Origin of the sequence: Sphingomonas sp. 2378 (genome assembly GCF_038084995.1) — a bacterium.
In the GTDB taxonomy this organism is placed as follows: domain Bacteria; phylum Pseudomonadota; class Alphaproteobacteria; order Sphingomonadales; family Sphingomonadaceae; genus Sphingomonas.
The window spans coordinates 107,891-121,903 of the sequence record NZ_JAXCMJ010000001.1 but is presented as its reverse complement, the minus strand read 5'-3'; the positions used below and the strand labels follow the sequence as shown (position 1 = coordinate 121,903).

Below are 14,013 nucleotides of genomic sequence, written 5' to 3'. Positions count from 1 at the left end.
CGCTCCACAATGGGGACAGGGTTCACTCAACGGCTTACCCCAGCAACTCGACGCCGATGGCGTGCCACGTCGTGCCGCCCGACGTCCCGATGGTATAGGCCGGGGCCGCGGTGATCGTCCCAAGGCTATCAGACGCGCCGGCGTCCGACGTGGTGGACGTGTTGGCATGGCCGATGCGATTGATGCCGGTATCGAGGTTGCTGGAGTTCGATCGGCTTCCGCCAAAGTACGCCGCCCAGGACGTGCCGTCCGTCTTTTGCAGCGTCCAAGCCGGGACGATCGCATTGCCCGATGCGCCGGTGCCGCTGGCCGACACCGCGCCGATCCCGCTGACGCCGCGGTAGCAGAGGACGACGACGTTGGTGGCACCGGTGAACGTCGGCAGCGTTTCGCCATCCGCCGTCGCATAGCGATAGCACAGCGTGTAGCCGCTGTTGCTCGCCCAATCCGTCGCAATCTGCGTCCAGCCCGATGGCAGGACCGGTGCGGGACTGCCGCCATCGCGATAGGCAAAGGCCAGCAGGAGGTCGCCCGTCTTCTGATTGGTGACCGCCGCAGGCGTGGTGTTGCCGATCGAGCCGTTGATGTACGAAATCGCCGAAGTCGGGCCCGGCGTCGGCGCGGCAAGGCCGGTCGGGACACTGGCGCTGCCGTCGCGCAGCATCACTTCGCTCCACACTAGGTTGTCGAGCGAACCGGCATCGACTCTGGTCTTCACAGCGTCCAGCTTGCGCTTGAAGTCGGACAGCTCTGAGTAGGTCGCCGGGGCGTTGTCCTGCACGCCGTGGGTGTAGAACTCGATCGTGGTGCCGCGCAGGATCACCTGATCGAGCAGGTTGCAGAAATCATCATAGCTGATGTTGTGCAGCGCGTGGCCCAGGCTGAACATGCCAGTATCCGCCAACCCGAACCGGGTGAGCGTGCCGCCTTGGTTGCGCGTGGTGCGCGCCGTCTTGATGCCGATCTCTCGGGCACGCTTCGGCAGCTTCATCGTGTAGAATTCGGGAGACGTGTCCACGAAATACACCGGCTTGGTCTGCGCCGGAACATTGGCGCTGAGCGTCACCTGAGTGGCACTGTCGACCGACACAACCGTGGTGATAGGGCTGTTCGGGATGTTGTGACCGACCGCGCGCATCCCGGCGGTGATGCCGGTGGTGTCGGTGACGGTCATTACGTTGGTGCCATCGGTGGTCGAGGTAGGCAACCGGACACGGTTCGACGGCGGATTGGTTTCGATTTGGCCGTGCGTCCAGCAGATATGCCCGGTGCCGCGCGGCATATTGTTGGCGGCCGACCAATCCCGGTTGAGTTGAAGACTGGCCTCCCACGCCGCCATCGTTCCGAAGCTGGACGAGATATTATCGTTGTGCGTGCTGTCCCAGCCGCAGTCCCATCCGGCGTCGTACATCTCCCGCAGCATCGCGGTGGACATATAGTTGCTGTTCTGGGTGATCTGGGACGGCACGTAGAAGACGCCGCGCAGACCGCGCTTGGTCATCTCGGGATACGCATTGGTATACTGGGTGAGGATGTTGTCATCAAAGCTGAAGATGATCGTCGGGCGACCACCGGCCCGCGCCAGCAGTGCGTCGTACTTCGTGACCTGCGAATAGGGGATGTTGCCCCCGTTCTGCACCTTCAAGCCGACCGTGCTGAAACCGGCGGACGCGAGGCCGGGGATCTCCGAAACATTGTATGCGCCCCAACGCTTGCCGATGTGAATGGGGCTGGGCGTTTCATAGTTGACGCCCGTGTCGGTCGCCCCGGTGTTGAAGGCCCCGGATGCCGACGAAGTAACCTTCTGGTCGGAACCGGCCCGGATCATGATGATTTCAGCGGACCCGCCCATGCGGCCTTCGTCCATGCCCAGGTCGCCGCACCATGCGATTACCCCAAGCTGGCTCGTGTCGAAATTACCGATATTGTCCTTAACTGCGCGGGCGTTGGCCGATCCGGTCGAGGTCATCTGGAGGCGGTTGGCGCCATACTCGACCCCGTCGGTTGCAAGCGCCAATTCTGCACCAGCAGCGGTCGTCCAGCCGGTCAGGGTCTCGAACGACTCGATGATGAGGGGCTGCGGCAGCACGACATGCAGCGAACGCGCCTCGGTGGCCGCACCGTTCACCGTACCCGTGACGACGAGCCGGAAGTTTATGTCATCCTGTGTGGCTGTGCGCGTGGCCCCGGTAGCCCCCGCGATAGGCGTCCGGGCGCGCGGTGCCGCTAGTGCTTCCCGATACCATTGGTAGCCGGTCATGCCGGATGGGGCGGTGTAGGTCTGCCCGACCGAACCGTCACGGGTTGCCAAAACGTAGAGCCCTGTGAAGGTTGGCGGAACCGATGAGGCATTTACCGTGACCGTTGCGCTGGTGCCGGTGGCACCCGCCGAAGCCACTGCCAAAGCGATCGTCCCCGAGGTTGACGCCGACAGCCCGACCACGACCTTCCACCCGCTGGCCTGATCGCCAGCAACCGCCAAACGACCATCGTTGGGGGTGATTGTCGGGGTGACACCAGCCGGCACGCCGCTGATGTTCGCGACGAGCGTCCCCGCCGCCGCGCCTGCCGTGAACGACAGGGGGCCGGAGAGGGTGAGCGATGGCGTCGGGGCCACCCCGCCAAGTTGCCGCCCGACCGGGGCCAGAATGCCGAGCGAGGCACCAACCAGAGCCACGCTCAGCGGAACGAAGACCCGTGCCAAAGCGGTGTTGGTCAAGCCGTGCTGCATGACGACTTCGGTCATGTCGGCTTGGCTCAGCGGCGCGCCGGCAGCGAGCGCCCCGGCTTCGCTGGGATTCGCTGCCGCGGCAACGCCCGCCCTGACCGCTGCCGACGCGAGTTCATCGGCGACGGTGAGACGCCGTGGGTTGTTCAGCGGGAAACGCGGGTCGAACAGCAGAATGGTCTTCATCGACTATCCTTCAAGATATCGGGGGAGGATTGGCGGGCTCGGCGCGCAGGGATCAGCGCGGCCAAGCGTCCCAGAGCAGCCGGCGCTTGCCATCGCAGTCAGCGAGGTCGAACCGACCGTCGCGGATCGTGGCGTCGTCGTCGGCCGCCGTGGCGCTACCGTCCGGCTGGCGGTGCTGCGCCGTTGGTCGGCACGGCTCCCCCGCTGCGGCCGGAGGTGGCGGGATCTCGGGCGAGTGCGGCATCGAGGGCATCGATGTCGCGCACCCGGTCAGCGTCGCGGCACAGAGCGCGACCAGCATCAGTTTGCGCATAATGGGTCACCGTGTCTTTCGAATGGATGATGAGGGGCTGGCGGGCGGCCAGGGCGGCGGCATAGGTCTGCACGGCGGTCGCCAGCCGCTGGGCGAAGCGGGCCTCGTCCGCCAGTCTGGCCTTATCCGCGTCGGCGATCGCAGCGGACCATGCCGCCCGTTCGTTCGTCAGCGTCTGGAGATGGTCGGCCCTGAGGTGGTCGAGCCGAGCAGCCCACATTCCGAGCGCCAGGACGATCAGCGCAGGCCAGAACCGGCGCAGCAGTATCAGCCACGACATCGCGGATACTCCGGCAGGTCTACCGTCTGCCCCGCGAGATGGTGCGTGCAGTCCCCCAGGAACTGAATGCGCCCATCGGTCACAAAGGAGTGGCAGACCTCGGGCGGGTCGCCCGGTTCCGGGATGAAGGCCGGGTTCACGGCGCGCCCGGTTCGCACCAATACACTCGGCGTGAACGTCGGCTTTTCATGGTTGCCGTTGAAGCCCCAGACGGGCTCGCTCGCCGTGGATTCGACGACGACCAGATGCTCGTAGCCGCAGCCCGGACACCAAAATGCAACGCGGCCTGGCCGGAATTCCGCCAACACCGGCGATAGAAGCTTCGTCATGCCTCATTCCTTGACAGAGGCGAACCCGAAGCGGATAGCCGCACCGGCTTACCGATCACGGGCAGGCCAGCAGGCCAGCGGCGCGCGACGCAGCGGTTTTTCGCGATGCGGGTGACGGTCACGGCATCGCTCTGATTGCCGCCCAGTACCCAATATGCCGTGTCGTCCTCGCCGACGTAGAAGCCGACGTGTCCACCGCCTTCGCGCTCGAACACCAGCACCGCGCCCGGCGCCAGCACGTCGACCGCGATCGGTTTGCCCCAGGTCGCCCACGCCTTCGCACGGACCGCGATCGGGGGAGGCGTCAGCCCGGCTTCGGTCACGCACTTCGCGGCGAACAGGCCGCACCACGGGACGCTGTCGGCATTGAACACCATCCCCAGCACCTTGGTACCCAGCGCCTTCGCCCAGCCCATGATGGTCGGATTGTTCGCGGGACCGGGCGTTTCGCGCACGCCAAGTTTCGCCCGCGCGGCGGTCAGCCACGTTGGTTCGGTCATCGTCAATGTCCTTTTGTTGGAGACGGTTATGGTCGGACCGGCTATCGGTGAGTCGTGCCGGACCTATCCCCCGATGGTCACTGGCCGTAGGGGCCGCCCATTCTCCCTCGTGGCGGCCCCTGCATTATGCGCCCGGTGGTGTGTTCGTCCCTGCCAGCGCCTTCAGCATCGCCTGCGCGCCCTCTCGGATGGCGGAGCCGAACTGCCCTTTTGCCATGCTGATGATGCCCAGGCCGATCGCGGCGACACCGATGCCGGTGACGCCTGCCTGGAGGAGGTCGAGGCTATGCGCCTGCGTCCACAGCGCGGCGACCAGCGCGCAGAGCATCGAGACCAACACGTCGAGCACCACCTGCCGACGTCCCTTGGTCTGAAGAAAGACGATCGCCCGCGTGATGGCGACCGCGATGATGGAAATGAGGACCGGGCCGGGGTGGTAGCTGTAACCGAGGAAATCCCAGGTCACCGGCGCAGTTGCGATAGGGGTCGCTGCTGCCGCCCCTGCCACAGCCGCGAACCTCACCGGAAAACGACCGCGACCAGCGCAGCGGCGAAGCTGAGGCAGATGACGATCAGCGCTCGAGCGAGGACCGGCCAGCGGCTCCACATGTCGACGGGCAAGGGGGCCTTGCGCAGCTGGTGTTCGATGCCTGGCTCGCCGAGCACGACCATGCCCATCCACGTGAAGCCGCAGAGCAGCGAAATCGGATCGACCATGCGCTTCGCCATCAGCGCGCGGGCGGTCAGCGTGGGATCATCGGGGTTCCAGCCCCACAGGCTGACCGCCTCGGCACCGCATCGGATCATCAGCGCGGATCCCGCCAGCAAGGTGATCATCCGATAAAGGCTGACGGGGTCGAGCGGATGATCGTAACGCCGCTGCCGCCAGATGAGCGACGCCTGCCTGCCGACCAGCATCGTCCCGACGAAGAAGCCTGCCGTCATCAGGAACAGGTTCCATAGCAGCAGCTGCGAGTTGTTGTTGAAGCTGGGGGGCGCGATCGTGGGCGAGTTCGCCACCATGGCGGCGGACAGGCTGTTCGCTGCATCCGACGCACGGGACGAAAGCGCCCCGAGCAGGGCAAGCGCGGTCATTGCGCGACCGCCCGGGCCGCGATGATTGCATTATTCATCGATGTCACTCCGTTGGTGGCAGGTCAGCCGTGCTGCACGTCAACCCAGGCGCGACCGTCGCGGATCGCCCAGACCTTGCCGATGCGGCGCATATATTGGGGCAGGGTGATCTCGTCGGTCTTCACCGCGACCGCCTTGATGCCCGCACCGCTCGCAGCCGCGACGATGTAATCGCCGACCTCAAAATCGCCGGTGACGTTGCAGGGCACCTGACCGCAGAAGGCAATGCGATCGACGCACTGGCGGGCCTTCTCGTGCGCGGCCTCCCATACGGGCAGGGCTTCGGTATAGGCCTCGGTCGCTTTCTGCCATTCCGCACGGGCGACCTGGTAGCTGGCGACCTGCGCGGGATACGCGGCCATAGTTTCGCGCCACGCGTCGACTGCCTCGTCATGGGCGTCCTCTGCCGGTGGGGCGGGCAGGACTGGCTCGAAAGGCTCCGTTCCGGGTTGCTCCGGCTTCGGCCCCACCTCGGCATCCCAGGTGTCGCCGCCAACGAGCGCAGGATCGGTGCTCTTGATCACGAAGCTGATCGAGTTCGCCCAAGTCTTTGTCAGACGACCGTCAGCATCGACGCCGCATACGTCGCCCTTTGCGATCGCGCCGCACCCATCCGCCTTGACCATATACTCGGCATAGTCAGCACCACCAGCGTTCAACGTCCCGCCCAGATTGAGGGACCGCTGTGTGTCGGCATGACGGCCAAGATACAGCAGGGCCCCTGCCGCACCCCAGCCCTGCTGGCCCTTATCGAAATTCAACAGAGCTGCCAGTTCGCGGCCATCGCTGGCTTGCCAGACTTGAGAAGAGCCGCCGCTCCCGACTTTTACCGTAACCCGATAATTCGTCGAGACCGAAGTGCCGACTTGGAAATTGCCGTTAAAATCTATGCGCGCTCGCTCGCCACCGGCAGTCGCCAAAGCGACGCCCCCATAGCCAGACAGCACAACGCCTGGGCTCGCGGCAAACGCGCCCGCCTTGAAAGTCAAGCCATAGTGCGCAACCGGTAGCCCGTTTATCTGGAAGGTGTCGGCGACATTGCTTGCGATGAAGCTGCCGCTTGATACATCAATATTCCCGGGGACGGCCATGCCACTGGAACTGACATAAACCCGGTCCACACCGCCGGTCACCAGCGCCATGCCGTTATCAGCGTGTCGCCGAATTCCTGTATCTTGGTCTACCAAGAAACTTATCCCTGGCGCGGCGAGAAACCCATCATTGAAGCGGCCAGCCAGAGCACCGGATACCCATTGGTTGACCTGTGTGAGGAAGTTGGTCAGCGCGGTCGCGGCCGTCTGCGCGAAGCCCTGGTTCGGCTGGACCGAATAGGCCTGGCCGCTGGCGGTCCCCCCCAAATAGGGGGACCCCAAGGTGATAAGGGTATTGCTGTCGACCGATAGCACCTCATAGACGCGGCCATCCGGTAGATTGATGGCGTGACCGATTTGGACGTTATTGATCCATGCGGTCCCTGTGCCGGTGACGGTGGCAGATCCATTGGTCAGGGCCACAGCCCCCCCGCGATACCATGCCATTGCTGATCCTCATTGTTCGGTTGAGATTACGGTCAAGATCTGGCGAACGGGCTCGACATTGATCGAGCGCTTCCGAATCCGAGCAAAATAGGTGAAGCTGTTCCCGGCCAGCGGATCGGACAGCGTAAAAGATGCGTTGACGCTGTCATTTTGATAGCCGGGTTCAAATTCCCCCGCCCCCGGCGAACATTCATATCTGCCGGTCAGGGTCTGCGAAGCGAGCAGAACCCCCGTCGCGTCTGCTCCGCGGTATATTTCAAGAGTGAACACAGGCACGGCGGGAGCGGGGTTCGGGCACGCTGTGGTGATGCGGCGGTTGCCCATATAGTCCAACGAAACCACTAGCGATCGCGGCTTGCCGTTCGATTGGAAGGGGCCCACGATGATGGAGGCATCCGGTGCAAGCGAAGACGATGCCGAACTGTTGCGGAAGGTCCCAGCTGAAAGGGAGCCCCCAAAATAGGCATCGCCGTTGATCGCCTCATAGCTGATCGCGTTCGCGCGCGTGCAGGAAGTAATCGCCATGGTTGGGCCGAACCAGCTGATGAACTCGTTGCTCGCCCCGAAGCCGGTCCCCTGCACCCGCATATAGGTGCCGTTATTGAAGACGATCCGCCCGGTTCCCATGCGAAGGTCGGTGTCGATGAAGGAGAAGGATGCGGGACCGTTTTGCGACCCGGCGAGTACGAAGCCCTGCAGTCGGCCGTTGGTGTCGATCGCCAGCGTATATCGCCCCTCAAGCCGCCCGGTTCGATCCGCCAGCGCCGAAAATGCCTGCGACACCGTCACCTGGCCGAAGTCGCCGATTGACGCCCGGAACGTGGTAAACTGGCCGGACAGCGCTTCGAGATTGCTCGTCTGTGCCGTGATAGCCCCATTGACCTGAGCGAGCGCGGAATTGGTCGACGCCTTATAAGCCGACAGGTCACTGGCCGTCGCGCTATCCCCGGCAATGCGGGCCGCCTGCTCCGTGCTCACCAGGGCCGATACCGCGCCGACCTGAACGCCAAGCTGCGTCGACAGCGACGCAAGCGCATCCCGATTGCTATCGGTCTTCGCGGTCAGCTCCATCTTGGCCGATGCAACGGCGGTCAGGGCCAGCTTGCTTGCGTCCCAGCCCGCCAACGCAGCCAGAATGTCGTTCGCCGCTGCGGCGTCGCTATCCCCAGGCGCTCGACGGCTGGCGCTTACCGCGCTCGTGATGGTTGCGGCGTCAAGCGAGCTCAGGGTTTGTTCGGCCAGCGTCAGTCGCGCGCCGATGCCATCCACGACCGTGCGGCTGGCCTTCTGCTCGATCACGGCGTTGATGGCGTCGATCGACTGCTGGATGGACGTAACCGAGCCCTGCAGGCCCGTGACGATCGTCGCGTCTGCCTTGAGCTGGATCGATGCCTGCAGGCCGGAGATATTGGTCTCGGCCGAGGTGAGCCTCACAAGTAGCGACGTGAGATCGGCGCTGCTTCCGCCAAGCTGGGCGCTCAGGATCGCCTCGTTGACGTAGTTGACGCTGGCCTTCAGGTTAATAGAGGCCAGCGCAGCGTTCAGCGTCACGGACAGCTTGGTGATCTGCTCGGCGCGGCTCTCGATCGCGAACAGCTTCGCCACGCCCGATTCTGGGTCGGTGTATAGCCCCGCATCGCGGAAGACGTTCTGGACGATCGCCTGGCCGGTCGCCAACTGCGCGACGGCAGCGGCGAGCGACGCAAGGTCGTTCTCAAGCTGGCGGCGCGAGGCGTCCGATGCCGCGTTCATGTCGGGCAGCTTGAGCTTGCCCAGGACGCGCTCCGTGCTCCCAATCTTCGCGACCAGCGAGCCGTCCGGGTTCAGCGTGAGGGCGCTGTTCAACAACTCGCCCGACGGGACGATCTCACCAGCCGAATTCTTGATGTTCTCCCCGATCGTTCCGCCCACGGTGGCACCATCTTCCGGCTTGGTGCCATCAGGGTCACGGACCTGGCTCCAGTCGATCAGGTTGGTCGACGACAGCGTCGCGTCGATCTCCTCGGTCGATTTCAGGGCGGGGGTCGGCGGGGCCTGACCCGTAGCGGCCAAGGCGAAGGCGTGCTTTTCCAGCGTCTCACCGCGCAGGATCAGCGATACCCCCATCGTTTCCGGGTTCAACGAGCGGCGCAGGACGACAGCAGGCTGCTCGACCAGCCCGGCTTCTGGAATGTCGATGATCAGCAGGTCGCCCGGACCGTACCGGCGCAATCGCGGTTTGCACGGCAGGTCTCGCGCGCGCTCGCGGATGTCGATCTCACGCTGCAACTGCCGGATGCTCTCTTCGCTGTCACCGCGCGCCTGCGCCAAGCGAAGTGTGCGATCCTGCGCATCGTCGGCAAACCACTGGTCGCGGACACGCTGCCGCGCGGCGTCGATCTTCGCCTGATCCGCCTCGGCCAGTCGGGTGGCCTCCGCCAAGTTCTTGGTTTGCTCGTAGTAGAAAGCGACGCGCTGCTTCAGTTCGACCTGCCGCGCGAGGCTGTCTTCCAATGCACGGTTGTTGCCAAGTTGCGCGACATCGAGGGCGACCTTCGCCTGCTCATCGGCGATCTCACGGGCGGCCGACGCGGTACGACCCGCTTGGATCGTCGCCATATCCCGATTGGCCGTAACGCGCGCTTGGTCGAGCGTAAGGCCGGTGCGCTGATAGGCTTCGACCCGCCCGGCTGGCATGTCACCCGCGCCTGCCTGTGGGTCGAACGCGAACATGGCGGGGTAGCCCTGCGCTGGCGGAAGGCCAACACGTTTCGCGTGAGGTCTTCCGCATGAGCCGGGAATCTGTGCAGGCTGCAGGTCATTATGCCGCGACGAGGGGGCGGCTGGTCAGCGCCAATCCGTACCCGTGCCAGTCGCAAAAAGCCGGGTGGTGGCGTGATGGCTATTACCGTCGAACGCTCCCTCGCATTTGCTTCGGTGCCGCATGACCGCCTCCGGTTTCGCGATGAGCGAGAGCGCCTACAGCTGGCAGTTTCAGCCGGAGGTGCAGCAGCTGCGGGCCGAGGGGCGGGCGCCGTCTTTCGGGGCGTGGTGCATGATCCTCGTCTGCCGCTTGTCGATCGAGCGGCACCGGACCGGCGAGGACTGGACGCCGGAGCGGTCCGATGCGGTGCACAGTCACCTCGATCCACGCCTGGATGCCCACGGCGAGCCGCCGCCGCCGTTCGCGCGCTGCTGGATCCGCGCCGAGGCGGACCATCACCAGTTCTTCGAGCGCAAGGGCGAGACCCAAGCGAAGCGCCAGGATGCAACCGCATGGCTCGACGCTCTCCGGGCGCTCTGGCGGAGATATGTTCCTGAGGAGGGGAAGAGCAATGCCTGACCGTCAGCATGATACACTGCTGCGGCTGCCCGATGTCCGCGCGCGGACGAAGCTGTCGCGTGCGACAATTTACCGCAAGATGGCTGCCGGGGCGTTCCCGCCCGCCACGCCGATTAGCACGCGCATGGTCGCGTGGTATGAGGCGGACATCAATGCATGGGTCGCCAACCCGATCGGCTGGCGGGCCGCCGCCTGAATGATAGGCGGGGCGCTCAGCTGCCCCGCCGCCGCCCGCCAAGCACATCATTTGCCGGGGCCAGCCCCTTCATGAGCATGTCAGCCCACTCTTGGGATAGCTCGCGGCGACGCTCCATATGTCCCGCCCGGTCATAGGCGGCTTTCACCTTATTGGCCGGGACATGCGCCAGCATCAGCTCAATCACGTCATCATCGCCGACGCGGCGCTGGCGCTTCGCCAGCGCGTTCATCGTCGTCGAGAATGCGGCGCGCCAGCCATGCGGGACGTGTCGCCCGTGATACCCGACCCGATTGTACAGATAGCCGATCGCATTCTCGGACAGGGGGCGGTGGCTATGCCGCTGGCTAGGGAAGACCAGGCGGCCACGGCCGGATAGCCGCCGCACCGCGAGCAGCGCGTCGACCGCCTGCCAGGGCAGCGGGATCAGGTGCTCGAAAGCTTCCTCGGCCTTCAGGTCGCTGACCAGCTTCATGCGCGCCGCCGGGACGCGCCACAGCGGCATGAATGGGCCATACCGCTCCCCGGTCCAATCGATGCCCTCGAATTCCTCCCATTCGGCCCCACGGATCATGCCAGGCCGCGATTGGGTCAGTGCCAGGAGACGTGAAGCCAGCTTCGTGACCGGCGATGCGCCCGACGCCTCGGCCGCGATCAGCACGCCGCGCGCTTCGTCGACATCGGTCAGCGCGGGCTGGCGGCCCTTCTTCGGCAGCGGGCGTAACGCCTTTCCGACCGCCGCCGCCGGGTCGAGCGCGACGACCCCCTCAGAGATATACATCGCGAAGACCGCCGAGATTCGCTGGCGTAGCCGCTTCGCCGTCTCAATCGAGCCGCGATCCTCCACCGCGCGCAGCGCCTTCAGCACGGCCGGAGCGTCAATCTCTGTCAACGCGCGGGCACCGAAGGCCGGAAAGACGTCGCGCTCCAAGCTGGTAATAACGTCGTCGGCGTGGACCGGCGCCCATCGCCCCTTTTGCAGATCAAACCAAGCGCGCGCCGCCGCCTCAAAGGAGACTGCCCGTGCCTCGTCGAGCGCCTGCTGGTCGCGCCCCTCACGCGCGCGCCGCCGCGCGCCGGATGGGTCGATATGATCACGGATCTGGCGGCGCGCTTCATCGCGGCGTTCGCGCGCCTCAGATAGCTTGACCTCGGGGTACGGCCCAAACGTCAGCAGCTTTTCCTTGCCATCGAAGCGGAATTTCATGCGCCAGGACTTCGACCCGGTCGGCGCAACATGCAGATATAGGCCGCCGGAGTCGGCCATTTTGTACGGCTTGTCCCGCCGCTCCGCCTTTTTCACCGCCGTGTCGGTCAGCATGTCCATACCCCGCTATCGGCCTGATGGTCGGGGTATAGCGGCATGCCTTGGAGGCGATACCCCGTCCCATACCCCCGATACCCCCGCGCTTTTGCGGAACAAACCGAGACAACCTGAGACATCGAATATCAAAATCCCATCGCGTTTACGAGGGGATTGAGACGTTATGAGGCGTATTGATGCAGGGTTCTGGCGGAAGAGGTGGGATTCGAACCCACGGATGGCTTGCACCATCGCCGGTTTTCAAGACCGGTGCCTTAAACCGCTCGGCCACTCTTCCGGGATCGGCGCGGGAGGTGCGTTTACGCCAAGCGCGCGGGCAAATCCACTATGGATTGCGCGATCATTTTCGCACGTGCTGCCCATGTCGGGCGCGGTTGAGCGTGCCGTCGTTGCGGTGACGCGAGGTTCCGGCGGAGCCCGCGCTATGGCAAACAGAGGGCATGTGGGGGACGATGATCCGGCGTGTGAAGCGCCTCGGCTTTTTCTTGGGTCTGGCGCTGCTGTCGCTGAGCGGCGGCGCGGCGCAGGCGCAGGACGAGGCCGGATTTCAAAGCTATCTTCAACAGTTTCGCGGTACGGCGCTGAACCAGGGCGTCAGCCGCGGGACGCTGGATTCGGTTCTGCCGACCCTGACGCTCAATTCGCGGGTGATCGAGTTGGACCGGCGGCAACCGGGCGGCCCCGCCAATAGCGGGTTCAGCCCCTTCGCGCCTTATAAGGCGGCGCATGTCGATGCCGCCCGGATCGGTCGGGGGCGGACGAAATATCTGGCGCAGCGCCCGCGCCTGTCGCGGATCGAACGCGAGACGGGGGTCCCCGAATCGATCATGGTCGCCATTTGGGGGCATGAGACCAATTACGGCTCTTATACTGGCAATTTCGACCTGATCCGATCGCTGGCGAGCCTGGCCTATGAAGGGCGTCGCCGTCCGCTGTTCGAGGGTGAGTTCATTGCCGCCCTGAAGATGATGGACCGGGGCGTGACCCGCGATCAGCTCAAGGGCAGTTGGGCCGGAGCGACGGGCAATCCGCAATTCCTGCCCTCCATCTATCTGCGGCTGGCTCGGGACGGCGATGGCGACGGGCGCGCCGATATCTGGAACAGCGAGGCCGATACGCTGGCCTCGATCGGCAATTACTTCGTCAACGCTGGTTGGCGCGCGGGACAGCCCTGGGGCTTCGCGGTGACGGTGCCTGTCGGGTTCGACCAATCGATGGTCCGCAACCGGTTGGTCAGCCCGCGCTGCCCGCGTGTGTTCGAGCGGCATAGCGGTTGGCGGACCATGGCCGAATGGCGCGCGATGGGCGTCGTGCCGCAGGGGGCGGCCTGGCCCGACGACCGGGTGCTCGCGACGCTGATGGAGCCGGACGGTCCCGGCGCGACGGCCTATCTGCTGACCGGCAATTACCGGGTCATCCTGGATTACAACTGCTCGAATTTCTACGCGCTGTCGGTGGGATTGCTGGCCGATGCGATTGCAGGTTGAAGCCTTCGCCCTGATCGCCGCGATGCTGACGGCGGCACCGGTGGCGGCGGAGACCGTATCGGCGCCACGCTATGGCAGCTATGATGCCACCGGTCGGGCGAGCTGGTACGGCCATGAACTGGCGGGACGACGGACTGCGACCGGCAAGCGGTTCGATCCCGACGACGTGATGATCGCGCATCGCAGCCTGCCGCTCGAATCGATGGTCGAGGTGACCGATGTCGATACTGGCCGGACCATCGTGGCGCGGGTCGGCGACCGGGGGCCGGGGCGTGCCGACCGGGTGGCCGACCTTTCGCTGGGGGCTGCGCGGCTGCTTGGAACCAACAAACGCGCGGTGGCGCGGATCAGGCTTCGCGCCCTGACGCCCGGCGGCGCGGGGCCGGGCCTGATCCTGGCGGGAGCCAGCGCAGTGGCGCCGGTCGCTCGCCCGATCACGCTCGATCCCCATGCCCAGTACCGCGTGCAATTGGCGAGCTTTTCCAGCCGCGATCGCGCGCAGGCGCTCGCCCGCCGCTTCGATGCGCAGCTTCGCCCCGCAGGCCGCCTATGGCGCGTCGAAAGGAGCGGCATGACCGCGGATTCCGCCAAAGCCCTGCGTGACGCGGCGGCGCAAGCCGGTTATGACGACGCCCGCATCCTGATCCATCAGGATTGACCTCTCGGCTCCCTTTGG

Annotated in this window: 13 protein-coding genes and 1 tRNA gene; 4 read left to right on the top strand and 10 right to left on the bottom strand. The window is 65.2% G+C overall.

Annotated elements, in window-relative coordinates; translation table 11 throughout:
- Positions 1-34: 34 nt before the first annotated feature.
- The 8 genes from SM191_RS00570 to SM191_RS00535 all read right to left on the bottom strand — a co-directional run bounded on the left by SM191_RS00570 (position 35) and on the right by SM191_RS00535 (position 9,720).
- Entirely contained in the window at positions 35-2,914 is a 2,880-nt protein-coding gene (locus SM191_RS00570) for a hypothetical protein (RefSeq protein ID WP_341504483.1), read from the bottom strand.
- Between the two features lie 155 nt (positions 2,915-3,069).
- A complete protein-coding gene (locus SM191_RS00565) occupies positions 3,070-3,507 on the bottom strand; it encodes a hypothetical protein (protein ID WP_341504482.1) in 438 nt (145 codons plus the stop codon).
- Complete coding sequence (locus SM191_RS00560) at positions 3,495-3,836, bottom strand: DUF6527 family protein (RefSeq protein ID WP_341504481.1); 342 nt, start codon at positions 3,834-3,836, stop codon at positions 3,495-3,497. The genes SM191_RS00565 and SM191_RS00560 overlap by 13 nt, the downstream gene beginning before the upstream one ends.
- Entirely contained in the window at positions 3,833-4,336 is a 504-nt protein-coding gene (locus SM191_RS00555; protein ID WP_341504480.1) for a TIGR02594 family protein, read from the bottom strand. Before SM191_RS00555 ends, SM191_RS00560 begins: the two co-directional genes overlap by 4 nt.
- Positions 4,337-4,460: 124 nt before the next feature.
- Positions 4,461-4,802 carry a hypothetical protein gene (locus tag SM191_RS00550; RefSeq protein ID WP_341504479.1) on the bottom strand — a complete coding sequence of 114 codons (342 nt, stop codon included), beginning with the start codon at positions 4,800-4,802 and terminating at the stop codon, positions 4,461-4,463.
- A gap of 53 nt (positions 4,803-4,855) precedes the next feature.
- Positions 4,856-5,431: a hypothetical protein gene (locus SM191_RS00545; RefSeq protein WP_341504478.1), complete on the bottom strand. Its 576-nt coding sequence runs from the start codon at positions 5,429-5,431 to the stop codon at positions 4,856-4,858.
- A 62-nt stretch (positions 5,432-5,493) separates the two neighbouring features.
- Positions 5,494-7,008, bottom strand: coding sequence for a hypothetical protein (locus SM191_RS00540; protein WP_341504476.1), 1,515 nt, complete (start codon positions 7,006-7,008; stop codon positions 5,494-5,496).
- Positions 7,009-7,017: 9 nt separating this feature from the next.
- A complete protein-coding gene (locus SM191_RS00535) occupies positions 7,018-9,720 on the bottom strand; it encodes a hypothetical protein (RefSeq protein ID WP_341504475.1) in 2,703 nt (900 codons plus the stop codon).
- A gap of 211 nt (positions 9,721-9,931) precedes the next feature.
- Here SM191_RS00535 and SM191_RS00530 point away from each other — a divergent pair, with 211 nt between their 5' ends.
- Positions 9,932-10,330: a hypothetical protein gene (locus tag SM191_RS00530; RefSeq protein WP_341504474.1), complete on the top strand. Its 399-nt coding sequence runs from the start codon at positions 9,932-9,934 to the stop codon at positions 10,328-10,330.
- Complete coding sequence (locus SM191_RS00525) at positions 10,323-10,526, top strand: helix-turn-helix transcriptional regulator (protein WP_261270624.1); 204 nt, start codon at positions 10,323-10,325, stop codon at positions 10,524-10,526. The genes SM191_RS00530 and SM191_RS00525 overlap by 8 nt, the downstream gene beginning before the upstream one ends.
- 16 nt (positions 10,527-10,542) lie before the next feature.
- Here the strand turns inward: SM191_RS00525 and SM191_RS00520 are convergent, their stop codons facing one another.
- Both SM191_RS00520 and SM191_RS00515 read right to left on the bottom strand, forming a co-directional pair.
- Positions 10,543-11,847 (bottom strand): tyrosine-type recombinase/integrase, encoded by a 1,305-nt coding sequence (locus tag SM191_RS00520; protein ID WP_341504473.1) that lies wholly within the window; start codon positions 11,845-11,847, stop codon positions 10,543-10,545.
- Between the two features lie 190 nt (positions 11,848-12,037).
- Positions 12,038-12,127, bottom strand: a tRNA-Ser gene (locus tag SM191_RS00515).
- A 175-nt stretch (positions 12,128-12,302) separates the two neighbouring features.
- Between SM191_RS00515 and SM191_RS00510 the strand changes: the two genes are divergently transcribed.
- Positions 12,303-13,337, top strand: a complete 1,035-nt coding sequence (locus SM191_RS00510) for a lytic murein transglycosylase (protein ID WP_341504472.1) — start codon at positions 12,303-12,305, stop codon at positions 13,335-13,337.
- On the top strand, positions 13,321-13,995 hold the full coding sequence (locus SM191_RS00505; protein WP_341504471.1) for a septal ring lytic transglycosylase RlpA family protein: 675 nt from the start codon (positions 13,321-13,323) through the stop codon (positions 13,993-13,995). Before SM191_RS00510 ends, SM191_RS00505 begins: the two co-directional genes overlap by 17 nt.
- The last annotated feature ends 18 nt before the right edge of the window (positions 13,996-14,013 follow it).